Origin of the sequence: Pseudomonas sp. SORGH_AS_0199, from assembly GCF_031453735.1 — a bacterium.
Taxonomy (GTDB): domain Bacteria; phylum Pseudomonadota; class Gammaproteobacteria; order Pseudomonadales; family Pseudomonadaceae; genus Chryseomonas; species Chryseomonas aestiva.
The window spans coordinates 1,900,423-1,926,870 of record NZ_JAVJAE010000001.1 but is presented as its reverse complement, the minus strand read 5'-3'; the positions used below and the strand labels follow the sequence as shown (position 1 = coordinate 1,926,870).

23 protein-coding genes are annotated in these 26,448 nt (G+C 65.7%); 14 read left to right on the top strand and 9 right to left on the bottom strand.

The annotated features are described in order from the left end of the window. Window positions 1–61: 61 nt before the first annotated feature. From mreD to mreB, 3 genes are all read right to left on the bottom strand, one after another. Window positions 62–550, bottom strand: a complete 489-nt coding sequence (gene mreD / locus QE444_RS09020; protein WP_133859851.1) for a rod shape-determining protein MreD — start codon at window positions 548–550, stop codon at window positions 62–64. After that, on the bottom strand, window positions 550–1,764 hold the full coding sequence (mreC, locus tag QE444_RS09015; RefSeq protein WP_273862749.1) for a rod shape-determining protein MreC: 1,215 nt from the start codon (window positions 1,762–1,764) through the stop codon (window positions 550–552). The genes mreD and mreC overlap by 1 nt, the downstream gene beginning before the upstream one ends. Window positions 1,765–1,851: 87 nt before the next feature. Further along, on the bottom strand, window positions 1,852–2,889 hold the full coding sequence (mreB, locus tag QE444_RS09010; RefSeq protein ID WP_133859853.1) for a rod shape-determining protein MreB: 1,038 nt from the start codon (window positions 2,887–2,889) through the stop codon (window positions 1,852–1,854). Between the two features lie 232 nt (window positions 2,890–3,121). Here mreB and gatC point away from each other — a divergent pair, with 232 nt between their 5' ends. From gatC to QE444_RS08990, 4 genes are all read left to right on the top strand, one after another. Continuing rightward, the gene (gene gatC, locus QE444_RS09005) at window positions 3,122–3,409 is read left to right on the top strand and encodes an Asp-tRNA(Asn)/Glu-tRNA(Gln) amidotransferase subunit GatC (RefSeq protein WP_133859854.1); all 288 of its coding nucleotides are present in this window, start codon (window positions 3,122–3,124) and stop codon (window positions 3,407–3,409) included. Window positions 3,410–3,417: 8 nt separating this feature from the next. Beyond that, window positions 3,418–4,869: an Asp-tRNA(Asn)/Glu-tRNA(Gln) amidotransferase subunit GatA gene (gene gatA, locus QE444_RS09000; RefSeq protein WP_280310560.1), complete on the top strand. Its 1,452-nt coding sequence runs from the start codon at window positions 3,418–3,420 to the stop codon at window positions 4,867–4,869. A gap of 14 nt (window positions 4,870–4,883) precedes the next feature. Then, window positions 4,884–6,332 (top strand): Asp-tRNA(Asn)/Glu-tRNA(Gln) amidotransferase subunit GatB, encoded by a 1,449-nt coding sequence (gatB, locus tag QE444_RS08995; protein WP_133859856.1) that lies wholly within the window; start codon window positions 4,884–4,886, stop codon window positions 6,330–6,332. Window positions 6,333–6,421: 89 nt separating this feature from the next. Further along, the gene (locus QE444_RS08990) at window positions 6,422–6,820 is read left to right on the top strand and encodes a septal ring lytic transglycosylase RlpA family protein (protein ID WP_133859857.1); all 399 of its coding nucleotides are present in this window, start codon (window positions 6,422–6,424) and stop codon (window positions 6,818–6,820) included. 8 nt (window positions 6,821–6,828) lie between these two features. On the opposite strand, the gene QE444_RS08985 is transcribed toward QE444_RS08990, so the two are convergent. The 6 genes from QE444_RS08985 to QE444_RS08960 form a co-directional block, all read right to left on the bottom strand. Continuing rightward, entirely contained in the window at window positions 6,829–7,848 is a 1,020-nt protein-coding gene (locus tag QE444_RS08985; RefSeq protein ID WP_309737967.1) for an alginate lyase family protein, read from the bottom strand. A gap of 257 nt (window positions 7,849–8,105) precedes the next feature. After that, the gene (kdgD, locus tag QE444_RS08980; protein ID WP_133859859.1) at window positions 8,106–9,017 is read right to left on the bottom strand and encodes a 5-dehydro-4-deoxyglucarate dehydratase; all 912 of its coding nucleotides are present in this window, start codon (window positions 9,015–9,017) and stop codon (window positions 8,106–8,108) included. 133 nt (window positions 9,018–9,150) lie between these two features. Further along, window positions 9,151–9,903 (bottom strand): FadR/GntR family transcriptional regulator, encoded by a 753-nt coding sequence (locus QE444_RS08975; RefSeq protein WP_026083998.1) that lies wholly within the window; start codon window positions 9,901–9,903, stop codon window positions 9,151–9,153. Between the two features lie 83 nt (window positions 9,904–9,986). Beyond that, window positions 9,987–11,720, bottom strand: a complete 1,734-nt coding sequence (locus tag QE444_RS08970) for an ABC transporter ATP-binding protein/permease (RefSeq protein WP_309737964.1) — start codon at window positions 11,718–11,720, stop codon at window positions 9,987–9,989. 283 nt (window positions 11,721–12,003) lie between these two features. After that, the gene (locus QE444_RS08965; RefSeq protein ID WP_007159542.1) at window positions 12,004–12,564 is read right to left on the bottom strand and encodes a response regulator transcription factor; all 561 of its coding nucleotides are present in this window, start codon (window positions 12,562–12,564) and stop codon (window positions 12,004–12,006) included. Window positions 12,565–12,580: 16 nt separating this feature from the next. Further along, window positions 12,581–13,840 (bottom strand): ATP-binding protein, encoded by a 1,260-nt coding sequence (locus QE444_RS08960; RefSeq protein WP_183631112.1) that lies wholly within the window; start codon window positions 13,838–13,840, stop codon window positions 12,581–12,583. A 177-nt stretch (window positions 13,841–14,017) separates the two neighbouring features. Here QE444_RS08960 and QE444_RS08955 point away from each other — a divergent pair, with 177 nt between their 5' ends. From QE444_RS08955 to QE444_RS08910, 10 genes are all read left to right on the top strand, one after another. Further along, window positions 14,018–14,725 (top strand): SIMPL domain-containing protein, encoded by a 708-nt coding sequence (locus QE444_RS08955; protein WP_158892193.1) that lies wholly within the window; start codon window positions 14,018–14,020, stop codon window positions 14,723–14,725. A gap of 246 nt (window positions 14,726–14,971) precedes the next feature. Continuing rightward, window positions 14,972–16,570 carry an ABC transporter substrate-binding protein gene (locus QE444_RS08950; protein ID WP_309737959.1) on the top strand — a complete coding sequence of 533 codons (1,599 nt, stop codon included), beginning with the start codon at window positions 14,972–14,974 and terminating at the stop codon, window positions 16,568–16,570. A 70-nt stretch (window positions 16,571–16,640) separates the two neighbouring features. Next, the gene (locus QE444_RS08945; protein ID WP_187978673.1) at window positions 16,641–18,239 is read left to right on the top strand and encodes an ABC transporter substrate-binding protein; all 1,599 of its coding nucleotides are present in this window, start codon (window positions 16,641–16,643) and stop codon (window positions 18,237–18,239) included. Between the two features lie 42 nt (window positions 18,240–18,281). After that, a complete protein-coding gene (locus QE444_RS08940) occupies window positions 18,282–19,874 on the top strand; it encodes an ABC transporter substrate-binding protein (protein WP_187978672.1) in 1,593 nt (530 codons plus the stop codon). A gap of 145 nt (window positions 19,875–20,019) precedes the next feature. Then, window positions 20,020–21,438, top strand: a complete 1,419-nt coding sequence (locus tag QE444_RS08935; protein ID WP_273862661.1) for an OprD family outer membrane porin — start codon at window positions 20,020–20,022, stop codon at window positions 21,436–21,438. A 360-nt stretch (window positions 21,439–21,798) separates the two neighbouring features. Further along, window positions 21,799–22,809 carry an ABC transporter permease subunit gene (locus tag QE444_RS08930; protein ID WP_133859866.1) on the top strand — a complete coding sequence of 337 codons (1,011 nt, stop codon included), beginning with the start codon at window positions 21,799–21,801 and terminating at the stop codon, window positions 22,807–22,809. Window positions 22,810–22,831: 22 nt separating this feature from the next. Then, on the top strand, window positions 22,832–23,743 hold the full coding sequence (locus QE444_RS08925) for an ABC transporter permease subunit (RefSeq protein WP_027602553.1): 912 nt from the start codon (window positions 22,832–22,834) through the stop codon (window positions 23,741–23,743). Beyond that, entirely contained in the window at window positions 23,740–24,771 is a 1,032-nt protein-coding gene (locus QE444_RS08920) for an ABC transporter ATP-binding protein (protein ID WP_133859868.1), read from the top strand. Before QE444_RS08925 ends, QE444_RS08920 begins: the two co-directional genes overlap by 4 nt. Beyond that, the gene (locus QE444_RS08915) at window positions 24,758–25,783 is read left to right on the top strand and encodes a peptide ABC transporter ATP-binding protein (protein ID WP_133859869.1); all 1,026 of its coding nucleotides are present in this window, start codon (window positions 24,758–24,760) and stop codon (window positions 25,781–25,783) included. The genes QE444_RS08920 and QE444_RS08915 overlap by 14 nt, the downstream gene beginning before the upstream one ends. Window positions 25,784–25,889: 106 nt before the next feature. After that, entirely contained in the window at window positions 25,890–26,309 is a 420-nt protein-coding gene (locus QE444_RS08910; RefSeq protein ID WP_187978670.1) for a GNAT family acetyltransferase, read from the top strand. Window positions 26,310–26,448 lie beyond the last annotated feature (139 nt).

The following is a 26,448-nucleotide window of genomic DNA, read 5'->3' as shown; positions in this document are numbered from 1 at the left end:
ACAACAACCAGACGGCGGGGGGATGACGGGAGAATGCCAGCCTGTTGCAGGTGAAACCAGCTTAGTTGACGCCGAATCTGAGGCGCAGCCCGCGGAGCAGCAGGTAGATCCACGGCCAGAGCAGCGCGCTGACCAGCGAGGGGGTGAGAAACACCAGGGTCGGTGGCCGGCTGCCGGCCAGGGCGTTGAGCCACAGCGCCAGCAATTGGGCGATGCCGTAGACCACCAGCAGCACGAAGCTCTGCTGCCAGATGGGAAAGGCCCGCAGTCGCTGCGCCAGGGAGCGCACCAGAAAGACCACCAGGCTCAGCACCAGGGCGGTCTGGCCCAGCAGGTTGCCGTAGAGCACGTCTTCGGCGATGCCCATCGTCCAGGCGGTGAACAGGCCGACACGGTGCGGCAGGGTCAGGGTCCAGAAGGTCAGCAGCATCGCCAGCCACAGCGGCCGGCCGATCTCCATGAACTCGGGCATGGGCACGACGGACAGCAGCAACCCGACCAACAGGGTGAGCCAGATCACCCACCCGTTGTGGCCGATGCGCAAAGCCATCAACGATCACCCTCGTCCGGCAGTTCCGGCGCGGGTTGCTGGACCCGGCGCTGTGATTGAGCGGCGTTAGCGGCCGGATGGCTCGGCGTGGCGGTCGCGCCCTGCGCCGGCGGCTTGGCCGGTGTCGCCGGATGCGCCGCGCTGCCGCTCGCGTTCGCGGGTGGCTTGGTCGGCGTGGCGGGATGGGCCGAGCTGCTGCCCTGGCCCGCGGGCGGCTTGGCCGGCGTCGCGCTGCGACTACCGGTGCCGGTGCCGGGCGCCGGCGTGACATTGGCGGCCGCCGGCTGCGCAGCCGAGGCGCCGGCCGGCGGCGGATTCGCCGGCGCGGCCGGGCGCTGGGCCGCGTGGCGATCGGCGGCCTCCTGGGCCTCGGCGGCGTCGTTGGCGCGCTGCTCGGGTGTGCGGGTATCGCTGAACACCAGCAGCATGTAACGACTGCGATTGAGCTTGGCGGTGGGAATGGCGCGCACCACGGCGAAGGGTTGCCCCGAGTCGTGGATCACCTTGGAGACGGTGGCCACCGGATAGCCCGCCGGGAAGCGCTGGCCCAGGCCGGAACTCACCAGCAGGTCGCCTTCCTTGATGTCGGCGGTGTCGGCCACATAGCGCAGTTCCAGCCGCTCGGGATTGCCGGTGCCGACGGCGATGGCGCGCAGGCCGTTGCGATTGACCTGCACCGGAATGCTGTGGGTCACGTCGGTGAGCAGCAGCACCCGCGCCGAATAGGGCATCACCTCCACCACCTGGCCCATCAGGCCGCTGGCGTCGAGCACCGGCTGGCCGACGAAGACGCCGTCCTTCGCGCCCTTGTCGATGATGATGCGATGGGTATAGGGATTGGGGTCGACGCCGATCAGTTCGCCGACCAGTACCTTGTCGTCCACCAAAGCGGCGGAATTGAGCAGCTCGCGCAGGCGCACGTTCTGCTCGGTGAGGGCGGCGAGTTTCTGCAGGCGGCGCTGCAGCAGCAGTTGCTCGGCCTTGAGCCGCTCGTTTTCCGCCATCAGTTCGGTGCGGCTGGAAAACTGGTCGCTGACGCCTTCCCAGGCACGCAGGGGAAAGCCCGCCACCTCATAGAGGGGCGAGAGGACCAGCGCCAGTTCGCTGCGTACCGGTTTCAGGTAGTCGAAGCGCGCGTCGGTGACCATGACACCCACCGAAAGGGCGGCCAGGATCAGCAGACGAATGCCCAGCGCCGGGCTTTTGCTGAAAATCGGCTTGATGGTGAGTTCCTCGCAGAACGCGCCCGGCGCTCCGGCCGCCAGGGGCGGCCAGAGCGGGGCCTGTAGCCTGGAACTGCCTTATTCGGTGGACAGCAGGTCCATGGCGTGGCGATCCATCATGTCCAGCGCCTTGCCGCCGCCACGGGCCACGCAGGTCAGCGGGTCTTCGGCGACGATCACCGGCAGGCCGGTTTCCAGCGACAGCAGCTTGTCCAGGTCGCGCAGCAGGGCGCCACCACCGGTCAGCACCAGGCCACGCTCGGCGATGTCGGAGGCCAGCTCCGGCGGCGACTGCTCCAGGCAGCTCTTGACCGCCTGGACGATGGTCGCCAGGGATTCCTGCATGGCTTCGAGCACCTCGGTGGAATTGAGGGTGAAGCTGCGCGGTACGCCTTCGGCCAGGTTGCGGCCACGGACGTCGATCTCGCGGACCTCGCCGCCCGGGTAGGCGGTACCGATTTCCTGCTTGATGCGCTCGGCGGTGGATTCGCCGATCAGGCTGCCGTAGTTGCGACGCACGTAGGTGACGATGGCTTCGTCGAAGCGATCGCCGCCGACGCGGACGGATTCGGCATAGACCACGCCGTTCAGCGAGATCAGGGCGATCTCGGTGGTGCCACCGCCGATGTCGACGACCATGGAGCCATGGGCTTCCTCGACCGGCAGACCGGCGCCAATGGCCGCGGCCATCGGCTCCTCGATCAGGAATACCTCACGGGCACCGGCGCCCAGCGCGGATTCGCGAATGGCGCGGCGCTCGACCTGGGTCGACTTGCAGGGCACGCAGATCAGCACCCGCGGACTGGGCTGCAGGAAGCTGTTCTCGTGCACCTTGTTGATGAAGTATTGCAACATCTTTTCGCAGACGCTGAAGTCGGCGATGACGCCGTCCTTCATCGGGCGGATGGCGGCAATGTTGCCCGGCGTCCGACCGAGCATGCGCTTGGCGTCGGTACCGACGGCGACGACGCTCTTCTGGTTGCCATGGGTACGGATGGCGACGACCGACGGCTCGTTGAGCACGATGCCACGCTCGCGGACATAAATCAGGGTGTTGGCGGTTCCCAGGTCGATCGACAGATCGCTGGAGAACATGCCACGCAATTTCTTGAACATGAGGTGACCCTAGGCGGTGACAAGCAGGCACGCGACAGGACAAACGTGCGGGTAAAAAAGTGCGGCAGACTCTAACAATCGCAGGGATTTAGGGCAAGGCGCCGATATGCTAGATTGAGAGCTTTTCCGGGCCGTTAAGCCCCTGTTCAACGCGGCGCCCGACCCGCCCAGCCCGTCTCCAGCATACGCGGCCGCCAACCGGGTCACGCCGCCTTCCTGCTTGGAGAAGCCGATGGCGCTCGAACGCACCGACGTCGAAAAGATTGCTCACCTGGCCCGCCTGGGTCTCGATGAAGCGGATCTCGCCGCTACCACCGCCACCCTCAACGACATCCTCGGCCTCGTCGACCAGATGCAGGCCGTGGATACCACGGGTATTGCCCCCCTCGCCCACCCGCTGGAAGCCACCCAGCGCCTGCGACCCGACCAGGCCACCGAAGGCGACCGGCGCGAGGCCTACCAGGCCATCGCCCCGGCCGTGGAAGCCGGCCTGTACCTGGTTCCCAAGGTGATCGAGTGAGACACGACATGCATCAGCTGACCCTGACCGAAATCGCTGCCGCCCTGGCCGCCAAGGATTTTTCCGCCGAGGAGCTGACCCGCAGCCTGCTGCAGCGGATCGAGCAGCTCGACCCGCGGCTCAACAGCTTCATCACCGTGACCACCGACCAGGCGCTGGCCCAGGCGCGGGCTGCCGACGCGCGGCGCGCCGCCGGCGAAAACGGCGCCCTGCTCGGTGCACCTCTCGCCCACAAGGATCTGTTCTGCACCCAGGGGGTGCTGACCAGCTGCGGCTCGAAGATCCTCACCGGCTTCAAGGCGCCCTATGACGCCACCGTGGTCGAGCGACTGGCCGCGGCGGGCGCCGTCTCCCTCGGCAAGCTGAACATGGACGAATTCGCCATGGGTTCGGCCAACGAGTCCAGCCACTACGGTCCGGTGAAGAATCCCTGGGACGTCACCCGGGTACCGGGCGGCTCTTCCGGTGGCTCCGCCGCGGCCGTGGCCGCGCGCCTGCTGCCGGCCGCCACCGGCACCGACACCGGTGGCTCGATTCGCCAGCCGGCGGCCCTGACCAACCTCACCGGGATCAAGCCCACCTACGGCCGCGTCTCGCGCTGGGGCATGATCGCCTACGCCTCCAGCCTCGATCAGGGCGGCCCGCTGGCGCGCACTGCCGAGGATTGCGCCCTGCTGCTGCAGGCCATGGCCGGTTTCGACCCCAAGGACTCCACCAGCGTCGACCAGCCGGTGGACGACTACCAGGCGGCCCTGCAGCAGCCGCTGAGCGGCCTGCGCATCGGTCTGCCGCGGGAATACTTCGGTGCCGGCCTGGACGCCCGCATCGGCGAGAAGGTGCTGGCCGTGGTCGAGGCGCTCAAGAAGCTCGGCGCCACCGTCAAGGACATCTCGCTGCCCACCCTGCAGCACGCGATTCCGGCCTACTACGTCATCGCCCCGGCCGAAGCCAGTTCCAACCTGTCACGCTTCGACGGCGTGCGCTTCGGCTATCGCTGCGAGAATCCGGTCAATCTGGAAGATCTCTACAAGAGATCCCGTGGCGAAGGCTTCGGCGCCGAGGTGAAGCGCCGCATCATGGTCGGTACCTATGCCCTGTCGGCCGGTTATTACGACGCCTACTACCTCAAGGCCCAGCGCATCCGCCGGCTGATCAAGAACGACTTCGTCGCGGCCTTCGCCGAGGTCGACGTCATCCTCGGCCCGACCACGCCGAACCTGGCCTGGAAACTCGGCGAGAAGAGCAACGACCCGGTCTCCGCCTATCTCGAAGACCTCTACACCATCGCCGCCAACCTCGCCGGCATTCCCGGCCTGTCGATGCCGGCCGGCTTCGTCGACGGCCTGCCGGTGGGCGTGCAACTGCTCGGCAACTATTTCCAGGAAGGCCGTCTGCTCAACGTCGCCCACCAGTACCAGCAGGTCAGCGACTGGCATCGCCAGGCGCCGAGCGGCTTCTGAGGAAGGATAGAGACATGCAATGGGAAACCGTGATCGGGCTTGAGATCCACGCTCAGCTCAGCACTCAATCGAAGATTTTCTCCGGCAGCGCCACCAGCTTCGGCGCCGAGCCCAACGCCCACGCCAGCCTGGTCGACCTCGGCATGCCCGGCACCCTGCCGGTGCTCAACGCCGAGGCCGTGCGCATGGCCTGCAAGTTCGGCCTGGCCATCGATGCCGAGATCGCCGAGCGCAACGTCTTCGCGCGCAAGAACTACTTCTACCCGGACCTGCCCAAGGGCTACCAGACCAGCCAGATGGATCATCCCATCGTCGGCAAGGGGCACCTGGACATCACCCTGGAAGACGGCACCGTCAAGCGCATCGGCATCACCCGCGCGCACCTGGAAGAAGACGCCGGCAAGAGCCTGCACGAAGACTTCCACGGCATGAGTGGCATCGACCTGAATCGCGCCGGCACGCCGCTGCTGGAGATCGTCTCCGAGCCGGACATCCGCAGCGCCAAGGAAGCCGTGGCCTACGTCAAGGCCATCCATGCCCTGGTGCGCTACCTGGGCATCTGCGACGGCAACATGGCCGAGGGCTCGCTGCGTTGCGACTGCAACGTCTCGGTGCGCCCCAAGGGCCAGGAGGCCTTCGGTACCCGCGCCGAGATCAAGAACGTCAACTCCTTCCGCTTCATCGAGAAGGCCATCAACCACGAGGTTCAGCGCCAGATCGAACTCCTCGAGGACGGCGGCAAGGTGGTGCAGGAAACCCGCCTGTACGATCCCAACAAGGACGAGACCCGCTCCATGCGGAGCAAGGAAGAAGCCAACGACTACCGCTACTTCCCCTGCCCCGACCTCTTGCCGGTGGTGATCGAGCCGGCCTTCCTGGCCGAGGTGCGCAGTCAGTTGCCCGAGCTGCCGACCGAGAAGCGCGATCGCTTCCAGAGCGAGTACGGCCTGTCGGTCTATGACGCCAGCGTGCTGTCCGCCAGCCGCGAACTGGCCGACTACTTCGAGGAAGTCCAGCAGGTCAGCGGTGATGCCAAGCTGGCGGCCAACTGGGTGATGGGCGAATTGTCGAGCCTGCTCAACAAGCAGGACCTGGACATCGCCCAGGCGCCGGTGAGCGCGGCCCAGCTGGGCGGCCTGATCCTGCGCATCAAGGACGACACCATCTCCGGCAAGATCGCCAAGATGGTGTTCGAGGCGCTGGCCGCCGGCGAAGGCGCGAGCGCCGATGCCATCATCGAAGCCAAGGGTCTCAAGCAGGTCACCGACAGCGGTGCCATCGAGGCGATGCTGGACGAGGTCCTGGCGGCCAATGCCGCCCAGGTCGAGCAATACCGCGCCAGCGACGAAGCCAAGCGCGGCAAGATGTTCGGCTTCTTTGTCGGCCAGGCGATGAAGGCCTCCAAGGGCAAGGCCAACCCCGGCCAGGTCAACCAGCTGCTCAAGCAGAAACTGGAAGGCTGACGGCAGTCGTACGGGGTTACGGACCGGGGCTGACAGCCTCGGTGCGAGCCCTTAAGCTGCTGCCGGTCGTTTTGCCAGGAGGCATCGAGATGCATAGGATCCACCGTGCCGGACTGCTGTCGCTGGTCCTGCTGTTCGCCGGGTGCGCCAGTCAGGAAAGCTTCCCGCCCACGCTGTCCCCTACCGCTGCCCATGACTATCAGGACACCGGCATGGCGTCCTTCTACTCCAAGTGGCACGCCGGTCGCCGTACCGCCAGCGGTGAAAAATACGACCCTGGCGCCCTGACCGCCGCCCACCGCACCCTGCCCTTCGGCACCCGCGTGCAGGTCACCAACCTGGCCAACGGCCGCAGCGTGGTGGTGCGCATCAACGATCGCGGCCCGACGGTTCGTCGACGCCTGATCGACCTGTCGCGCAGCGCGGCCGATCGGCTCGACATGGTGGCCGACGGCACCTCCCGGGTCAGCATCCGCAGCCTGGACTGATAGGGGCGCTAGCCCTGACAGGCCGGGGTATAGGCCCACAGCATCCGCGGCGGTGCCGCAGCGAGCTGGCGGGCGATGGACGCATAGCGCGGATCGAGCAGACTGGCCGACCAGTACAGGTTTCTGGCACCCCGGGGCTGCCAGGTGCCTGCATAGCCGGGTAGCCCGGCCTGGGCACGCTGCACATCGAAGCGTACCGTCGTATTGCGGAACTCCTCGTGGATGCGCTGGCCCTGCGCATAGGGCAGCAGCCAGTCGAGCGCCCTGGCCAGGGTCTGGCCTTCAGCGCCTGGCAGGTGCAACCAGTCCTCGCCGCGCCCCTGGGCCACCGCCGCCGCCAGCACCAGGGGTTCGAGGTCGTAGACGACATAGTGCAGGGCATCGCGCTCGCCGAAGTCCAGCACCTCGCCATCGGGCTTGAGATTGACCGACAGCTGCGCCACGAAGGCCGCCCGCGCCTGGGCGAACAGCGCCGGATCGTCCAGCGCGCCAGCAGCCAGGGTCGCCAGCTTGATCCTGTGACTCTGCCAGTTGTTGCTCCAGACCCCGTGGGTGTCCCCCCGATGCGCCGCCATCTGCTGCAGATAACCCTCGGCCAGGGTCTTGATGAAGGCGCGGGAACGCCGGGCCGTCGCGGCGGGCAGGTCTGCCGCGGTCAGCTGATAGGCGACGATGAGATTGCTCAGATTGGTCTCGTCGATGGGCTGGAAGCTGGGCCGATACCCTGGCAGCCAGGCATCGAGATAGCTGGCCAGGCGCGCCAGGGCCGCGGCATCGCGACTGTCCCGCCAGGCCAGCGCCAGATCGAGCATGTAGCCGAAATCCCGTACCGCCGCGGCGGACTGGTCGTGGATGCCGGTATGCGGCAGGGTGCCTGCGGTATGGATGACCGGCAGCGCCTGGGGCCCGGCCGCGGGAGGATGACTGACCGCCTGCGCCAGCGCCGCGGCCGAGGGCGGTCTTGCCGCCAGGCAGGTCGTGTGTCCGGGGGCTGCAGCCAGGGCGAGATACAGCAGGGCGGCGCTCATGGCGGGGACCTCCAAGCGAAGCGTTGCTCAGGAAAGGGCTGGAGCGCCACCCTGCCCGGCTTCACGCTCAGGCGCGCTGGTCTGCTCAGACTCGCACCCGGTCCTTAGCGATAGCTTAAGCCGATCGCCTTTCGCCGCGTGCTGCCGAAGGTCTGCCAACCCCGGCGAGCGGGCAAAAAAAAGCCCGCGACCAAGCGACTGGCCGCGGGTTGTGCAACGGGAGGAGAGATGCCGGAGCACCTCCCGGGTAGCAGACCTTACTGCGGACCGAGCTTGTCCATCAGCGCGGCCAGCTGCTCGTATTCGTCCCGCTTGAGATCGGTCAGCGGGGTCCGCACGGGACCGGCGTCGTAGCCGGCGATCTTGGCGCCCGCCTTGACGATGCTGACGGCGTAGCCGGCGCAACGGTTGCGGATTTCCAGGTACGGCAGGAAGAAGTCGTCGATCAGCTTGCCGACCGCCTCGTGATCGTCACGGGCGATGGCCTCGTAGAATTGCACGGCGGTCTTGGGCACGAAGTTGAACACGGCCGAGGAATAGACCGGTACGCCCAGCGCCTTGTAGGCGGCGGCATAGACTTCGGCGGTGGGCAGGCCGCCCAGGTAGCTGAAGCGATCGCCCAGGCGACGGCGGATGGCGACCATCAGCTCGATGTCACCCAGGCCGTCCTTGTAGCCGATCAGATTCGGGCAGCGCTCGGCCAGTTGCTCCAGGTGATGGGGCTGCAGGCGGCAGACGTTGCGGTTGTAGACCACCACGCCGATCTTGACCGACTTGCAGACGGCTTCGACATGGGCGGCCACGCCGTCCTGGCTGGCTTCGGTCAGGTAGTGCGGCAGCAGCAGCAGGCCCTTGGCGCCCAGCCGTTCGGCTTCCTGGGCATAGGCGATGGCCTGGCGGGTGGAGCCACCGACACCGGCGAGGATCGGCACGCTGCCCTGGCAGGTGTCCACCGCGGTCTTGATGACGCCGCTGTATTCGCTGGCTTCCAGCGAGAAGAATTCACCGGTGCCGCCGGCGGCGAACAGCGCGGTCGCGCCATAGGGAGCTAGCCACTCCAGGCGCTTGGCATAGGTGTCGGGGCGGAAGTCGCCGTTGGCATCGAAGTCGGTCAGCGGGAAGGACAGCAGACCGGAAGAGAGGACGTGTTTGAGTTCTTGTGGAGTCATCTTGAGTGCCTCGGCATAGGTTGGACTGAGGTGCGGCAGGTCCGCTACCTGTTGTAAGTCATCGTACAACCTCTTTTATGGAAGGGGCAAGCCCCAACCAGAAAAATGCTCTTCAGCGCGCTGGAGCCCCGTTTCAGACCTCTTCCGCCTGGCGCTCCATTTCTTCGTGAGCGCGTCTCAGGCGCTCACGGCTGTTGCTCAGGTGCAGACGCATGGCGGCGCGAGCCGCTTCCAGGTTGCCGTCTTCGATGGCCTGGACGATGGCTTCGTGCTCGGCATCCAGACGGCGCTGGTAGAGCTGCTGGTCATCGTGGGCGAGATAGGCGGAATTGAGGCGGGTCCGGGGAATCAGCACCGTGCCCAGGTAGCTCATGATGTCGCTGAAATAGCGATTGCCGGTCGAGCTGGCGATCAGCAGGTGCAGCTCCAGGTCGGCGCTTACCGCGCGATCAGGCTCTTCGACGCCGGTACGCATGGCTTCCAGCAATGCCCACATGGCCTGCAGTTGCTCGGCCGAGCGACGCTGGGCGGCCAGGCCGGCGGCCTCGACTTCCAGGCTGATACGCAACTCGAGCATCGCCAGCACGTCCTTGAGGGTGGTGATGGTGGCCGGATCGATCGGCAGCGGCGACTCGGGGCGCCGCTCCAGCACGAAGGTGCCGATGCCGTGGCGAGTCTCCACATAGCCACCGGCCTGCAGCCGGGAAATGGCCTCGCGCACCACGGTGCGGCTCACGCCCTGGGCCTGCATGATGGCCGACTCGGTGGGAAGCTTGTCGCCGGGCTGGAACTGGCCGTCGCCGATCTGCTGAATCAGCACCCCGACGACCTCTTCTGCCAGGCTACGGGGTCTTTTTCGGGGGCGGGATACGGTGGGTGCTGACATGGATTCTCGTACCGATTGAAGGGACTCTGGAATCATAGCACCCCCCTCTTCCCAAACGCCCGATTTAGACCGCTTAGTCCATATCAGGATGCCTCGCCGACCGCTCTAGGACGCAACTCTTGCCCCTCCAGCAGCAGGTGGCGACGGTGGTAGGCGCGCAGACTCGGACGATGGCCGACGCTGACCAGGGTCAGGCCGGGGTTCTCTGCCAGCAGGCGCTCATAGAGCGCGCGCTCGTCCGCTTCGCTCAGCGCCGAACTGGCTTCGTCGAGAAACAGCCAGTCGGGGGCATAGAGCAGCGCCCGGGCCAGGGCGACACGCTGCTGCTCGCCCGGCGACAGGGTACGTTCCCAATGACGGCTTTCGTCGAGGTGCTCCACCAGCTGGTCCAGGCGACAGTGCCGCAGGACTTCGGTCAGGCGCTCGTCACTGTAGGCCGCCACCGGCTGCGGATAGGCCAGGGCTTCGCGCAGGGTGCCAATGGGCAGATAGGGTTGCTGCGGCAGGAACAGCTGGCGCCCCGGCGGTACGGCGATACCGCCCTGCCCTTGCCGCCAGAGTCCGGCGAGGGCCCGCAACAGGGTGCTCTTGCCACTGCCCGAGGCACCTTCGATCAGCAGGTGTTCGCCACAGGCGATGCGCAGATCGGTGGGATGCAGCAGCAACCGGCCGGCGGCGCCCAGGGAAAGCCCTTCCAGGATCAGGTCGCTGTCACTGGCATGGGGCACCAGGATGTCGGTCTCCTGGCTGAATTCGGCCATGGTCTCGCGAAAGGTCAGCAGACGGTCGGAGACGGCGCGCCAGCCGGCCAGGCTGACATAGGCGTCGACGAACCAGCTGAGACTCTCCTGGACATTGCCGAAGGCCGAGTTAATCTGCATCAGGTCGCCCAGCTGGATCTTGCCGGAGAAATAGCGCGGCGCGGCCAGCACGAAGCCGGCGATGATGGCGATCTGGCTGTAGCCGGCGGTGAAGAAGGTCAGCCGCTTGGTGTAGTTCATCACCAGGTGGTAGTTGCCCCAGACGTAGCCGAAGCGATCCAGCAGGCGCCGGTGCTCGTTGGCTTCGCCGCGGAACAGCGCCACGCTCTCGGCCTTTTCGCGGACGCGGATCAGGCCGAAGCGCAGGTCGGCTTCATAGCGTTGCTGCTGGTTGTAGAGGCCGATCAGTCGCCGGCCGATCAGATGGGTCAGCCAGGTGCCGATGGTGGCGTAGATCAGCGCGGCCCAGAACATATAGGCCGGGATGGTGATGCCGAACAGGGTGATGTCGCCGGAGATGCCGAACAGGATGACGCTGAAGGACACCAGGCTGACCACCGTACGGATGAAGCCCAGCCCAAGGCTCAGGGTGGTGTCGGCGAAGTCGCGGATGTCTTCGGTGAGGCGCTGGTCGGGGTTATCGGCGCCGCCTTCGCGTTCCAGCTGGTAGTAGTTGCGATCCGACAGCCAGAGGCCGAAGTGCTTTTCGGTCAGCCAGCGCCGCCAGTTGATGGTCAGCGCCTGGGTCAGATAGAGGCGGTACACGGCCAGCAGGATGGCGGTGGCGGCCAGTCCGCAGAAGTACAGCATCAGCCGGATGAAGGCGGCCAGATCGCGATTCTGCAGGGCATCGTAGAAGTAGCGGTACCAGGTGTTCAGGGCCACCGACAGGCCGACCCCGGCGAGGGACAGGGCGATGACCACGGACAGCAGGAGCCAGGCCTTGCCTTTCTCTTCGCTGCGCCAGTAGGGGGTGATCAGGGCCCAGACGCGGGCCAGGAAATGCCCACGGGAAGCACCGTAGACGGAGGGCACGGGTACGGCGGATTCGGACATGCTCGGACTCTCAGGGACTGCTCAAGTAGACGCTTGCACAGCCTATGCCGGAAAGCCTGAATGAATTCTGACTGAAACAATGTAACAGTTTGTCGCCCACGCTGCCGTGGGCGATGGCGAGCAGAAAGAGCCTGTTCAAAGTCGCGCGAGCTAAAGCCAAACAAGGCAAAAAGACCTGAGGAAGCGGATCGGACCCGCGCTCGGGTTTACGAGTGTCAAATGAGCATTCCGAAGGTCTTTTCAACGCTGATTGGCCGACGCGCAGCCGACTTTGAATAGGTTCTCAGCGGCGGACCGGACGCTTCTGCAACTTGCGCTGCAGAGTACGGCGATGCATGCCCAGGGCGCGTGCGGTCGCCGAGATGTTGCCTTCGTGCTCGGACAGCACCCGCTGGATGTGCTCCCACTGCAGGCGGTCCACCGACATGGGATTGTCCGGCACCAGGGTGTCGAGATCGGCGTGCTGGGCGAGCAGGCCGGCCAGGACGTCGTCGGCATCGGCCGGCTTGCACAGGTAGTTGGTGGCGCCGCGCTTGATGGCTTCCACCGCGGTGGCGATGCTGGAGTAGCCGGTGAGGATCACCACGCGCATCTCCGGATGCAGCTCCAGCAGCTGGGGCAGCAGCACCAGCCCCGAGTCGCCTTCCATCTTCAGGTCGAGCACGGCGTAGTCCGGCAGGTCTTCCTTGGCCAGTTGCAGGCCTTCCTCGGCGCTGTCGGCGATGGACACGCGCAGACCGCGGCGGTCCATGGCGCGGGCCATCACCCGGGTAAAGGTGGGATCGTCGTCGACCAGCAGGATGTGGGGCTGGTCGTCGAAACCGCTGTTGAGGTCGTCAGTCATAGAATTCTCCAGGCATTCACGCCAGGGCGTAGTGCCGCGGCAGGCGCAATTCGGTCAGGGTGCCGCCTTCTTCGTGATTGTAGAGCTTCACCGTGCCGCCGGCGCGGGTGACGCTGGCCTGGCTGAGAAACAGGCCCAGGCCGAAGCCCTTGCCCTTGGTAGTAAAGAAGGGCTTGCCGAGCTGCTCGGCAATGGCCAGGGGCACTCCGGCACCGTGATCACGAATCGACAGGCACAATTCGCGGGCGTCCCAGTGCAGACGGATGGCCAGGTTTTCCGGGCAGGCGTCGGCGGCGTTGTTGAGTAGATTCAGCAGTGCCTGGGTAAGTTCGACCGGCGGCGTCAGGCGCGGCGGCGTGCCCAGACTGACCACCTCGAAGCTGTAGGTGGCTTCCGGTCGCATCAGGTGCCAGCGATCCATGGTCGCCTCCAGCCATTCCACGGCGGTCTGCTCCTGCACCGTCTGGCGGCGGTCCGCTTCGGCGGCGCGTACCAGTTGCTGCAGGGTCTGCTTGCACTGCCCGACCTGGGCCTGCAACAGCGCCAGGTCTTCGCTCAGGGTCGGCTGGCCGGCGTACTCCTGCTGCAGCTCCTTGAGCAGCACGCTCATGGTGGACAGCGGCGTGCTCAACTCGTGGGCGGCGCCGGCGGCCTGGGTGGCCACGGCCAGCAGTTGCTGATCGCGCATGGCCTGCTCGCGGCGCTGGGCCTGCAGGCTTTCCTGCTCGCGCAGGGCGGTGGCCATGCGCGCGACGAACAGGGTGATGACGGCGGCGGACAGGGCGAAGCTCAGCCACATGCCGTAGCTGAGCACCGCGCCATCGTTGGCCACCAGCAGGTGCAGCGGCTCGTAGGACAGCAGCATCAGCGAGAAGACCGCCAGGGTCAGGGCCGCCAGCACCAGGGTATAGAGCCAGGGCAGCGTGGCCGCGGCGATGGTCAGGGGCACCAGGTAATAGGAGGCGAAGGGGTTGGTGGGTCCGCCGGCGAAATACAGCAGGGCGCTGTGAATGGCCAGGTCGCAACCCAGGTGCGCGGCGTACTCCTGCTCGGTGACCGGCCAGGGGCGGGTCAGCCGCAGGGCGGCGAACAGGCAGAGCACCGCCGAGACGCCCAGAGTGATGGCCAGGGCCGTCCAGGGCAGCTGGACGATGCCCGACAGCCGGGCGATACCCACCGAGCCGGCCTGGGCGGCCAGTACCAGCACGCGGATAAGGACCAGGCGCCCGAGATTCTGGCGATTGGCGGACAACCATTGAACGGGCAAGGAGAACATGCGAGGTTCCAGGCGCAAGAAACGATCGAGACGGCAGCCCCGAGGGACCTGCCGGTCAGAGCAGACTTGGCATTATAGCGATGGGTATCCGTCCGCAGCCGCCGACGCGGCAAAGCGACGCACCATCCGCCGGGTCCGCGGTCACACCGCTGTCGTACTGCCAACCAGGAGAACACCATGACCCCTTCCCTACGCCCGCTCGTGCTGGGCGCCGCCCTGTTCAGTACCCTGCTCGCCACCGGCGCCCAGGCCGACGAAGCGCGCTACAACCAGATCAGCCTGAGGGCCGAGGTCAGTCGTGAGGTGCCGCGCGACCGCATGCAGGTCATGCTCTACACCGAAAGCCAGGGCCAGGATCCGGCGGCCCTGGCCAGCGACACCACCAAGACCCTCAACGCCGCCCTGGAACAGGCGCGCAAGGTCGCCGGCGTGGACGTTTCCCTGGGCAATCGCAACACTTACCCGGTCTACGAAGACCAGGGCCGCGCCATCAATGCCTGGCGCGAGCGCGGCGAACTGCGTCTGGAAAGCGCCGACTTCGCTGCCCTGTCCAAGCTGACCGGCGAGTTGCTGGGCAACCTGAAGATGGGCAACCTGCAATTCACCATTGCCGATGGCACCCGCAAGCAGCAGGAGGATGCCCTGTTCAAGGACGCCGTGGCCGCCTTCAAGGCGCGTGCCCAGCTGGCCACCGAAGCCCTGGGTGGCTCGGGCTATCGCATCGTCAACCTGGACCTGGGCACCAGTGGCGTACCCCAGCCGCTGCCGATGCTGCGCATGTCGGCGATGAAAGCTGCCAGCGATGCCGTGACTCCGGACGTTGCCCCCGGTACCACCACCGTCGAAGTGACTGCGGGCGGTACCATCGAGGTACAGATGCCCTGATCTAGGGCAGAAAAGTAACAACGCTGTATCGGTGCGCACTTTTGGTGCGCACTGCCTTCCCGTCGTGATACCTCGTCTTACATCTTTGCGACATCTGTTTCCTGTTTGGGTCGCTCAGGGTCAATAGCTCGCCTGAGCTATGGACATGGGCATAAGCTGTGCATGTGGGCTCATCTGTCCACAAGACATCGGCATTCTGTTTCGCAACGCCACATCGTGTTGCGCCGTCCCCGACATGAGGTCTCCATGCACAAGAACGTACTCGCTGCCCTCTTCGCTTCCGGTCTGCTGGCCGGCGCACCCCTGGCCCAGGCAACCAACCTGGTGTTCTGCTCCGAAGGCAGCCCGGCCGGTTTCGATCCGGCGCAATACACCACTGGCACCGATTTCGATGCGTCGGCGGAAACCATCTTCAACAAGCTGACCCAGTTCGAGCGCGGCGGTACCCAGGTCAAGCCGGGTCTGGCGGAGAGCTGGGACATCAGCGAAGACGGCAAGGTGTACACCTTCCACCTGCGCAAGGGCGTGAAATTCCACACCACGGACTACTTCAAGCCGACCCGCGACTTCGATGCCGATGACGTCCTCTTCACCTTCCAGCGCATGCTGGACAAGGACAATCCGTTCCGTAAGGCCTACCCCACCGAATTCCCCTACTTCACCGACATGGGCCTCGACCAGAACATCGCCAAGGTGGAAAAGGTCGACGACTACACGGTGCGCATGACCCTCAACGAAGTGGACGCCGCCTTCCTGCAGAACCTGGCGATGCCCTTCCCGTCGATCCAGTCGGCCGAATACGCCGACAAGCTGCTCAAGGCCGGCAAGGCTGCCGAGATCAACCAGAAGCCGATCGGCACCGGTCCCTTCGTCTTCAGCCGCTACCAGAAGGATGCGGTGATCCGCTACAAGGCCAACCCGGACTACTGGGACAAGGTCGATGGGCCCAAGGTGGACAACCTGATCTTCTCCATCAACACCGATCCTTCGGTACGGATGCAGAAGCTCAAGGCCGGCGAGTGCCAGATCACCGTCTATCCGCGTCCGGCGGACCTGGACGGCCTGAAGAAGGACCCGAATCTCAAGCTGCCGTCGCAGCCGGGCTTCAACCTGGGCTACATCTCCTACAACGTCGAACATGGCGATCTGGCGAAGCTCAAGGTGCGTCAGGCGATGGACATGGCCGTCAACAAGGAGGCCATCATCAACGCCGTCTACCAGGGCGCCGGCCAGGTGGCGGTCAACGCCATGCCGCCGACCCAGTGGTCCTACGACAACTCCATCAAGGACGCGCCCTACGATCCGGAAAAGGCCAAGGCCCTGCTCAAGGAAGCCGGCTTCAAGGAAGGCACCGAACTTACCCTCTGGGCCATGCCGGTGCAGCGTCCCTATAATCCCAATGCGCGCCTGATGGCAGAGATGCTGCAGCAGGACTGGGCCAAGATCGGCGTCAAGACCAAGATCGTCAGCTACGAATGGGGCGAGTACATCAAGCGCTCCAAGAGCGGCGAGCAGGACATCATGCTGATCGGCTGGAGCGGCGACAACGGCGACCCCGACAACTGGCTGGCGACCCTCTTCGGCTGCAAGGCCATCGGTGGCAACAACTTCTCCCGCTGGTGCTACCAGCCGTTCGAGGACCTGGTGGTCAAGGCCAAGCGCGTGACCGACCAGGGCGAGCGCACCAAGCTCTACGAACAGGCCCAGCAGGTGCTCAAGCAGCAGGTACCCATGACGCCCATCGCGCATTCCACGGTCTACATGCCGATGCGCAAGGAAGTCCAGGACTACAAGATCAGCCCCTTCGGGTTGAACGAGTTCTACGGCGTCAGCGTCAGCAAGTGAAGCCTCTTGGCCAGGGTCGGGAGCCAGACTCCCGGCCCTGGCCGTTCATTTGACTGATGGAGTGAGACCCATGCGCCTTCCCTACGCCTACTCGTTGCTGGCGGCGAGCCTGCTCGCCTGTGCTCCGCTCGCCCAGGCGGCGAGCAATCTCGTCTATTGCTCGGAAGCCAGCCCGGCCGGTTTCGATCCGGCGCAATACACCTCGGGCACCGAATTCGATGCCTCCGCGGAAACCGTCTTCAACCGCCTGGTGCAGTTCCAGCGTGGCGGTACCACCCTGGAGCCGGGCCTGGCTACCAAATGGGACGTGAGCGCGGATGGCAGGACCTATACCTTCCACCTGCGCCAGGGCGTGAAATTCCATACCACCGACTACTTCAAGCCCACCCGCGACTTCACTGCCGACGACGTGGTCTTCACCTTCCAGCGCATGCTCGACAAGGAGCAGCCGTTCCGTAAGGCCTACCCCACGGAATTCCCCTACTTTACCGACATGGGGCTGGACCAGAACATCGCCAAGGTGGCCAAGGTCGACGACCACACCGTGGTCTTCACCCTGAACAAGGTCGATGCCGCCTTCGCCGCCGACCTGGCCATGAGCTTCGCCTCCATCCAGTCGGCGGAGTACGCCGCGCAGTTGCTCAAGGAGGGCAAGCCGGAGCTGCTCAACCAGCAGCCCATCGGCACCGGCCCCTTCGTCTTCAGCCGCTACCAGAAGGATGCGGTGATCCGCTTCAAGGGCAATCCGGACTACTGGAAGCCCGAGGACGTCAAGCTCGACAACCTGATCTTCGCCATCACCCCCGACGCCGCCACCCGCCTGCAGAAGCTCAAGGCCAACGAGTGCCAGGTCAGCGGCTATGCGCGTCCGGCGGACCTGGTGGAGATGAAGCAGGATGCCAACCTCAAGGTCCTGCAGCAGCCGGGCTTCAACGTCGGCTTCCTTGCCTACAACGTCCAGCACCCGCCGCTGGACAAGCCCGAGGTGCGGCGTGCCCTGGACATGGCCATCAACAAGCAGGCCATCGTCGACACCGTGTTCCAGGGCGCCGGTCAGGTCGCGCAGAACGTGATCCCGCCGAATCAGTGGTCCTACGACAAGAATATCAAGGGCGCGCCCTATGATCCGACCAAGGCCCGCGCGCTGCTCAAGCAGGCGGGGATCAAGGACGGCACCGAGATCGCGCTCTGGGCCATGACGGTGCAGCGCGCCTCCAATCCCAACGCCCGCCAGTCGGCGCAGATGATCCAGCAGGATTGGGCCAAGGTCGGCATCAAGGCCAAGATCGTCAGCTACGAATGGGGTGAGTACATCAAGCGCGCCAAGGCTGGCGAACACGATGTGCTGACCTATGGCTGGACCGGCGACAACGGCGATCCGGACAACTGGCTGGGCGTGCTCTACGGCTGCAGCGCCATCGGCGGCAGCAACTATGCGCGCTGGTGCGACAAGGACTACGACGCCCTCATCCAGAAGGCCAAGACCAGCAACGATCGCGCCGAACGCACCCGGCTCTACGAGCAGGCGCAGCAGCTCATTCGCCAGCAGATGCCGGTGAGCCCCATGGCCCACTCGGTGGTGTCCCAGCCCATGCGCAAAGAAGTGCAGGGCTTCAAGATCAATCCCTTTGGCGTCACCGGTTTCTATGGCGTAAGCCTCGACCGCTGATTCTGTCCGGCCCGCCCTGCGGGCCTTCACGAGGAGCCTTCCGTGTCCAAACCGCTATTCTCGCTGTCTCTCGCCGCCCTCCTCTGCCTGACGGCCAATGCCGCCCTGGCCCGGCCCCTGGTGGTCTGCACCGAGGCCAATCCGGAAGGCTTCGATCCGGGTCGCTACACCTCCGGCTATACCTTCAATGCCTCGGCCACGCCGCTGTACAACCGCCTGGTGGAATTCAAGCAGGGCACCGCCGAGCTGGAGCCGGGCCTGGCCGAAAGCTGGGAGGTCTCCCCCGATGGCCTGCAGTACACCTTCGCCCTGCGCCAGGGGGTGAAATTCCACACCACCGACTACTTCAAGCCGACGCGTGATTTCAACGCCGACGACGTGGTGTTCAGCTTCGAGCGCATGCTCGACAAGAACAATCCCTGGTACAACCTCTCCCCCAGCGGCTATCCCTATGCGGCGGCCATGGAGATGGGCAGCCTGATCAAGTCCATCGACAAGGTGGACGACAGCCACGTGCGCTTCACCCTCAACCAGCCCGAGGCGCCCTTCCTCGCCGACCTGGCGATGGCCTTCGGTTCGATCCTGTCCAAGGAATACGCCGACAGCCTGCTGGCCAGCAAGAAGACCGACGACATCAACCAGAAGCCCATCGGCACCGGTCCCTTCGTCTTCCAGCGCTATGCCAAGGATTCCAACACCCGCTACAAGGTCAATCCGGACTACTTCGGCAAGAAGCCGCAGATGGATGGCCTGGTGCTGGCGGTGACCCTGGACCCCAATGTGCGCATCCAGCGGGTACGCAACAACGAATGCCAGATCGGCCTGACGGTGAAACCGCAGGACGTGCCGATGCTCAAGCAGGACAAGAGCCTCAAGCTGGCCCAGGTGGAAAGCCAGACCACCTCCTACCTGGCGATGAACACCAAGCACAAGGCGCTGAGCGACGTGCGGGTGCGCCAGGCCATCGCCATGGCCTTCGATCAGCAGAACTACCTGAAGACGGTGTTCGGCGAAGGCGGCGCCAAGGCGGCGATCAATCCCTATCCCTCTTCGCTGCTGGGCTACGCCAAGGACATCAAGGCCTGGCCCCATGACCTGGAAAAGGCCAAGGCGCTGCTCAAGGAAGCCGGCTACGCCGATGGCTTCACCCTCAAGTACTACATCAGCACCGGTACCGGCCCCGGCGGCAGTCCGGCCCTGGTGGCCCAGCTGATCCAGGGCGACCTGGCCAAGATCGGCATCAAGGCCGAGATCACCCAGTTCGAGTGGGGCGAGTTCGTCAAGCGCACCAAGGCCGGCGAGCACGACCTGATGATGATGAGCTGGACCGGCGACAACGGGGATCCGGACAACTTCCTCACCAACAACCTGAGCTGCGCCGCGGTGCAGGGCGGCGAGAACCGCGCCTTCTGGTGCGACAAGGCCTTCAACGACGCCATCGAAAAGGCCAAGCGCATCAACGACCCGGCCCAGCGTACCGCGCTCTACGAGCAGGCCCAGCAGATCTTCCACCAGCAGATGCCCTGGATTCCGCTGGCGCACCCGCTGTTCACCGATGTCCTGCAACCCAAGGTGCAGGGCTATGTGCAGAGTCCGCTGGGGGTCTACGACTTCTCCACGGTGACCCTCGACTGATCGGCAACTGATGCCGTAAGCGACCGGGCCCGGGCGGCCCGTCCCTCGACCTTTCCCGCCTCGCGCCGTGTTTCGGCGCGACGGGTTCGGCCGTGCCGGAAAACGCCCAGATAACAGAAAAAACGACCGCTTTGGAGCACACCTGATGACCAACGTCCACCGGGGAGGCCTCGCCCTCTCCCTGCTCACCCTGGCCCTGACCGCCCACGCCCAGTCCCCGGCGCCGGAAGATCCCAGCTACGCCAACGAGGTCCAGACCCTGCCCAACGTGCAGAAGCCGGTGAAGGGCCAGGCAGGCGCCAAGGGCTTTTTCGCCGACGACAGCCTGACCCTGACCACGCGCAACTTCTTTGCCCGCGAGACCAGCTCCGATCCGATCTTCAGCTACAGCAAGAACGGCACCCGGGTGCGCACCCACTCGCGCAATACCTGGGTCCAGGCCACCGCGCTCAAGTACAGCTCCGGCTACACCCAGGGCCCGGTGGGCTTCGGTATCGACGTGGCCGGCTATCAGGCCACCAACCTGGAGCGGGGCAAGGGTCAGATCGGTGGCGGCGGCAACCGCACCCTGGCCAACGCCGAGGGCGAGGGCCATGCCGAGTGGTCCAAGCTGGGCATCGCCGATGCGCGCTTCCGCGTCTCCAACACCGAGCTCAAGATCGGCCGGTTCATGCTCGACACCCCGGTGATCAGCTACAACGACAACCGGCCCTTCCCCTCCGGTTTCGACGGCTTCGCCCTGACCAGCGACGAATGGGACAACCTCTCGCTGCAGGGTGGCAGCTTCACCCGCGTCAGTCCGCGGACTGGTGCCGGCGACGAGAAGTGGACCACCGAGTACGGTACCCGCGAGGTCACCGCCGACCGCCTGAGCTTTCTCGGTGGCAACTACAAGCTGCCCCAGGGCTGGGAAGTCAGCGTCTATGGCGCCAACTTCGAGGACGTCTGGAATCAGTACTTCCTGAGCGTCACCCAGGCCGGCGGTTCTCTTGATACCTTCGCCTGGAAGGCGGTGGCCAACGCCTACCGCACCGTCGATGCCGGCAGCGCCAAGGCTGGTGACATCGACAACACCGCCTGGAGCCTGGCGTTCACCGGCAGCCACCAGGCCCACAGCCTGACCCTGGCCTACCAGCAGATCGACGGCAACGAGTACTTCGACTACGCCCACGAGACCGCGGCCATCTACCTGGCCAACTCCCTGGTCTCAGACTACAACGGCCCCAACGAGAAGTCGCTGCAGATCCGCTACGAGACCGACTGGAGCTACTTCGGCGTGCCCGGCCTGAGCACCGGCGTCTGGTACGCCAAGGGCTGGGACATCAACGGCACCCACTATGATGCCGGCGCCGGCAAGTACGCCAACTATGCCGAGGTCCTGCAGCAGGATGGCGAGAAGCACCATGAGATCGGCCTGGTCACCACCTACAAGGTGCAGCAGGGCGCGCTCAAGGACAGTCGCTTCCGCCTGCTGCTGACCGATCACCGCGCCAGCCAGAACCAGGTCGACGGCAACGTCAAGGAATTGCGCCTGGTCTCCACCCTGCCGTTCAACCTGCTGTAATGGCGGGACCTGGCGGCTTCCACGCAGTGTCCGGCATCTGGCCGGGATCGCGCTGCGAACACCGGCGAAGCCCGGGCCGTGTCGAGGATATCGACGCCCGTGGCAACGTGGTAGTCTGCCGGGTTTGGAGCCTTGCTCCAGAGCGCTCTTCGAACCTATTCGTAGGACCGAACGAGCCTGCTGTCCGCAGGTGTCGTTCGTTGCGGACCAGGATGGTCTCGTCAGGGATGAATCCAGACCCACAAGGTCTGAGAGTCAGATCAAAAGCTCATTAGCTTTTGCGCGGGCTCTCACTTAAAAACGCGGCCGGGCATGTACTCGCGCCGTCTTGATCAGCCTCAAGAGGAGATACCCCCTCCGATGCTCGCCTTCATCGCCCGTCGCTTCGGGCTGCTGATACCGACGTTCTTTGGCGTCACCCTGCTGACCTTCGCCCTGATCCGCCTCATCCCCGGCGATCCGGTGGAGGTCATGATGGGCGAACGCCGCGTCGATCCGCAGATGCACGCCGAAGCCATGCACCGCCTGGGCCTCGACAAGCCCCTGTACCAGCAGTATTTCGACTACATCGGCAACCTTGCCCAGGGCAACCTAGGCGAATCCCTGCGCAGTCGCGTCGGGGTCTGGGACGAATTCCTGACCCTGTTCCCGGCCACCCTGGAACTCTCGGTGGCGGCCATGCTGTTCGCCACGGTCTTCGGTGTGCTGGCCGGCATCATCGCCGCCCTCAGGCGCGGCACCACGGTGGACCACGGGGTGATGGGCGTGGCCCTGACCGGCTATTCCATGCCGATCTTCTGGTGGGGCCTGCTGCTGATCATGCTGTTCTCCGTGCAGCTCGGCTGGACCCCGGTTTCCGGTCGCCTGGACCTGCTCTACGACATCCCGCCGCGCACCGGCTTCATGCTCATCGACACCCTGCTCTCCGACGAGCCCGGCGCCTTCGTCGATGCCCTCAAGCACCTGATCCTGCCGGCCATCGTGGTGGGCACCATCCCCCTGGCGGTGATCGCCCGCATGACCCGCTCGGCCATGCTCGAGGTGCTGCGTGAGGACTATGTGCGCACCGCTCGCGCCAAGGGCCTGTCGCCGGGGCGGGTGGTCTTCGTCCACGCCCTGCGCAACGCCCTGATCCCGGTGCTGACGGTGCTCGGCCTGCAGGTCGGCAGCCTGCTCTCCGGCGCGGTGCTCACCGAGACCATCTTTTCCTGGCCCGGCATCGGCAAGTGGCTGATCGAGGCCATCGGCGCCCGGGACTATCCGGTGGTGCAGAACGGCATCCTGCTGATCGCCACCCTGGTCATCCTGGTCAATTTCGTCGTGGACATCCTCTACGGCCTGGTCAATCCGCGCATCCGCCACCAGCGTTGATGCGCCCATACGGACAGAGCCTATGACAACGGTAAACACCCCGGCCGCTCAAGACCCGAGCGCCCTCTATCCCTCTCCCTTCAAGGAGTTCTGGCATGCCTTCGCCCGCAACAAGGGCGCCCTCGGCGGTCTGATCTTCATGGTCATCGTGGTGTTCTGCGCGCTCTTCGCGCCCTGGGTCGCACCCCATGCGCCCAGCGAGCAGTTCCGCGACTTCATGCTCACCCCGCCGCTGTGGCTGGACGGTGGCAACAGCCAGTTCCCCCTGGGCACCGACGAGCTGGGACGTGACCTGCTCAGCCGGCTGATCCATGGCGCCCGGCTGTCGCTGCTGATCGGCCTGGCCTCGGTGGTCTTCTCGCTGATCCCTGGCATCCTGCTCGGGCTGGTCGCCGGCTTCTCGCCCAACCGCGCCGGTCCGGTGATCATGCGCCTGATGGACATCATGCTAGCGCTGCCCTCGCTGCTGCTGGCCGTGGCCATCGTCGCCATTCTCGGCCCAGGCCTGATCAACACCGTGGTGGCCATCGCCATCGTCTCGCTGCCCTCCTATGTCCGCCTGACCCGCGCCGCGGTGATGGGCGAACTGCATCGCGACTACGTCACCGCCTCGCGGCTGGCCGGCGCCGGTACCTTGCGGCTGATGTTCGTCAGCGTGCTGCCCAACTGCATGGCGCCGCTGATCGTCCAGGCGACCCTGAGCTTTTCCTCGGCGATCCTCGATGCCGCCGCCCTGGGCTTCCTCGGCCTCGGCGTGCAGCCGCCCACCCCCGAGTGGGGCACCATGCTGGCCTCGGCCCGCGACTACATCGAGCGCGCCTGGTGGGTGGTGACCCTGCCGGGTCTCGCCATCCTCTTCACCGTGCTGGCCATCAACCTGATGGGCGACGGCCTGCGCGATGCCCTCGATCCGCGTCTGAAGGTGCAGTCATGAGCCTCCTCGAAATCCAAAACCTCTCGGTGCGCTTCGGCGGCACCGACGCCCCGCCGGTGGTGGAAGGCCTCGATCTCACCGTGGATCAGGGCGAGATCGTCGCCATCGTCGGTGAATCCGGCTCCGGCAAGTCGGTGACCATGATGGCCGTGATGGGCCTGATCGATCACCCCGGCCGCATCACCGCCGACCGCCTGGCCTTCGACGGCCAGGACCTGCTCAGCCTCAAGGGCCGCCGCCGGCGACATCTGATCGGCAAGGAGCTGTCGATGGTCTTCCAGGACCCGATGACGGCGCTCAACCCCAGCTACACCGTGGGCTTCCAGCTGGAAGAGGTGATCCGCCAGCACCTGGGCCTCAAGGGTCGCGCCGCTCGCCAGCGCGCCCTGGAGCTGCTGGAAAAGGTCGAGATCCCGGCCGCGGCCAGTCGCCTGGGCGCCTATCCGCACCAGCTGTCCGGGGGCATGAGCCAGCGCGTCGCCATCGCCATGGCCATCGCCGCCGAGCCGCGCCTCTTGATTGCCGACGAACCCACCACCGCCCTGGACGTGACCATCCAGGCGCAGATCATGGAGCTGCTGGTCAATCTGCAGCGCGACGAGGGCATGGGCCTGATCCTCATCACCCACGACCTCGCCGTGGTGGCCGAGACCGCCCAGCGCGTGGTGGTGATGTACGCCGGCCAGGCGGTGGAGAAAGGCGTGGTGCCGACCCTGTTCGACGCCCCCGCCCACCCCTATACCGAAGCCCTGCTGGCGGCCATTCCCGAGCACAGCCAGACGGACCGCCTGCACACCCTGCCCGGCATCGTTCCCGGTCGCTACGACCGGCCCGCCGGCTGCCTGCTGAGCCCGCGCTGCCCCTATGTGCAGCCGCGCTGCCAGGAGCGTCCGGCGCTGGAGCCCTACGACCGTGGTGCGGTGCGCTGCTTCTTCCCGCGCAACGTCGCCCCGGGCGAGGCGCCTGCGGTGCTGCCCGAACATCAACGTCCCAGCCAGTTGCCGGAGGATCGCCATGGCGCCGTCTGAAGCCACCGTCCTCGCCCGCTCCACCACCCCGGAGCAGGCGCCCGAGCACCTCGTGCTCGAAGCCAAGGGCCTGACCCAGCACTATCAAATCTCCCGCGGCCTGTTCAAGGACAACGCCACGGTCAAGGCGCTCAACGGCGTCTCCTTCGACCTTCAGGCCGGGCGCACCCTGGCCGTGGTGGGTGAGTCGGGTTGTGGCAAGTCGACCCTGGCCCGCGCCCTGACCCTGATCGAGCAGCCCACCGCCGGCAGCCTGGTCATCGGCGGTCAGGACGTGGCAAACGCCGACGCCGCCCGCCGCAAGGAACTGCGCCGCGAGGTGCAGATGGTGTTCCAGAATCCCTATGCCTCGCTCAATCCACGGCGCAAGATCGGCGACCAGCTGGCCGAGCCGCTGCAGATCAACACCAGCCTCTCCCGCACCGAAAGGCGCGAGAAGGTACAGGCGATGATGCAGCAGGTGGGCTTGCGGCCGGAGCACTACCAGCGCTATCCGCACATGTTCTCCGGTGGCCAGCGCCAGCGCATCGCCGTAGCCCGCGCCATGATGCTGCAGCCCAAGGTGCTGGTGGCGGACGAGCCGACCTCGGCGCTGGACGTGTCCATCCAGGCGCAGGTGCTCAACCTGTTCATGGATCTGCAGCAGCAGTACCGGACCGCCTATGTGTTCATCTCCCACAACCTGTCGGTGGTGCGCCACATCGCCGATGAAGTGATGGTGATGTACCTGGGCTGCATCGTCGAAAAGACCAGCCGCGACCTGCTGTTCGAGCGGCCCCTGCATCCCTATACCCAGATGCTGCTGTCGGCCACCCCGAGTCTGCACCCGGACCCGAGCAAGCCGCGCATCCGCATCCAGGGCGAGCTGCCCAACCCGCTGGATCCGCCACCCGGTTGCGTCTTCCACCGTCGCTGCCCCTATGCGACGGAGAAGTGCAAGACCGAGGTCCCGGCGTTGCGCAACGTGGAAGCCCGCCAGGTGGCCTGCCACTATGCGGAGAACTTTCTCTAGCTGGAAAAGCTGATCGCGGCCATGGGCCGCTCCTACAGGGTGTACCGTAACCTGTAGGAGCGGTCGCTACGGCGCACCGCCATGGCCGCGATGGAGATCCCGCCCCATGCACATCCGCCCCTTCCAGTCCGCCGACACCGAGGCCGTGATCAATCTGTGGCAGGCCTGCGGACTGACTCGCCCCTGGAACGATCCCTACCGCGACATCCAGCGCAAGCTCGCCGAACAACCCGAGTTGTTCCTGGTGGGCGAAGCGGACGGCACCCTCATGGCCAGCGCCATGGTCGGCACCGACGGTCATCGCGGCTGGCTCTATTACCTCGCAGTTGCCCCGGAGCATCAGCGCCGCGGCCATGCCCGGCGGCTGGTGGCGACCGCCGAACAGCTGCTGAGCGAACGCGGCTGTCCCAAGCTGCAGCTGATGGTGCGCCGGGACAATGCGGCGATCCTCGGCTTCTATGCGGCCCTGGGCTATGCCGAGGCCGAGGTCGTCACCCTGGGCAAGCGGCTGATCGCCGACGACTAGGGTGGAAGGCGGCGAAGCCCTGTCCGCTGCCGATACTCAACGTCCAATGGAGAACCCCCTGCGGTTTTCCACGCTACGGGCTCACGGCTGATCGTAGGGTGGGTAACGGCGCAGCCTTACCCCGCGGAGCCGAACCTGC

What these genes read in the sequence shown, in the direction of transcription:
- QE444_RS08990 (WP_133859857.1), top strand. Translation starts at nt 6,422, where the DNA reads ATGCATAGGATCCACCGTGCCGGACTGCTGTCGCTGGTCCTGCTGTTC.
- QE444_RS08975 (WP_026083998.1), bottom strand. Translation starts at nt 9,903, where the DNA reads ATGTCAGCACCCACCGTATCCCGCCCCCGAAAAAGACCCCGTAGCCTG.
- gatC (WP_133859854.1), top strand. Translation starts at nt 3,122, where the DNA reads ATGGCGCTCGAACGCACCGACGTCGAAAAGATTGCTCACCTGGCCCGC.
- gatA (WP_280310560.1), top strand. Translation starts at nt 3,418, where the DNA reads ATGCATCAGCTGACCCTGACCGAAATCGCTGCCGCCCTGGCCGCCAAG.
- QE444_RS08985 (WP_309737967.1), bottom strand. Translation starts at nt 7,848, where the DNA reads ATGAGCGCCGCCCTGCTGTATCTCGCCCTGGCTGCAGCCCCCGGACAC.
- QE444_RS08925 (WP_027602553.1), top strand. Translation starts at nt 22,832, where the DNA reads ATGACAACGGTAAACACCCCGGCCGCTCAAGACCCGAGCGCCCTCTAT.
- QE444_RS08930 (WP_133859866.1), top strand. Translation starts at nt 21,799, where the DNA reads ATGCTCGCCTTCATCGCCCGTCGCTTCGGGCTGCTGATACCGACGTTC.
- kdgD (WP_133859859.1), bottom strand. Translation starts at nt 9,017, where the DNA reads ATGACTCCACAAGAACTCAAACACGTCCTCTCTTCCGGTCTGCTGTCC.
- QE444_RS08910 (WP_187978670.1), top strand. Translation starts at nt 25,890, where the DNA reads ATGCACATCCGCCCCTTCCAGTCCGCCGACACCGAGGCCGTGATCAAT.
- QE444_RS08955 (WP_158892193.1), top strand. Translation starts at nt 14,018, where the DNA reads ATGACCCCTTCCCTACGCCCGCTCGTGCTGGGCGCCGCCCTGTTCAGT.
- QE444_RS08945 (WP_187978673.1), top strand. Translation starts at nt 16,641, where the DNA reads ATGCGCCTTCCCTACGCCTACTCGTTGCTGGCGGCGAGCCTGCTCGCC.
- QE444_RS08935 (WP_273862661.1), top strand. Translation starts at nt 20,020, where the DNA reads ATGACCAACGTCCACCGGGGAGGCCTCGCCCTCTCCCTGCTCACCCTG.
- QE444_RS08965 (WP_007159542.1), bottom strand. Translation starts at nt 12,564, where the DNA reads ATGACTGACGACCTCAACAGCGGTTTCGACGACCAGCCCCACATCCTG.
- mreD (WP_133859851.1), bottom strand. Translation starts at nt 550, where the DNA reads ATGGCTTTGCGCATCGGCCACAACGGGTGGGTGATCTGGCTCACCCTG.
- QE444_RS08970 (WP_309737964.1), bottom strand. Translation starts at nt 11,720, where the DNA reads ATGTCCGAATCCGCCGTACCCGTGCCCTCCGTCTACGGTGCTTCCCGT.
- QE444_RS08950 (WP_309737959.1), top strand. Translation starts at nt 14,972, where the DNA reads ATGCACAAGAACGTACTCGCTGCCCTCTTCGCTTCCGGTCTGCTGGCC.
- gatB (WP_133859856.1), top strand. Translation starts at nt 4,884, where the DNA reads ATGCAATGGGAAACCGTGATCGGGCTTGAGATCCACGCTCAGCTCAGC.
- mreB (WP_133859853.1), bottom strand. Translation starts at nt 2,889, where the DNA reads ATGTTCAAGAAATTGCGTGGCATGTTCTCCAGCGATCTGTCGATCGAC.
- QE444_RS08920 (WP_133859868.1), top strand. Translation starts at nt 23,740, where the DNA reads ATGAGCCTCCTCGAAATCCAAAACCTCTCGGTGCGCTTCGGCGGCACC.
- QE444_RS08915 (WP_133859869.1), top strand. Translation starts at nt 24,758, where the DNA reads ATGGCGCCGTCTGAAGCCACCGTCCTCGCCCGCTCCACCACCCCGGAG.
- QE444_RS08960 (WP_183631112.1), bottom strand. Translation starts at nt 13,840, where the DNA reads ATGTTCTCCTTGCCCGTTCAATGGTTGTCCGCCAATCGCCAGAATCTC.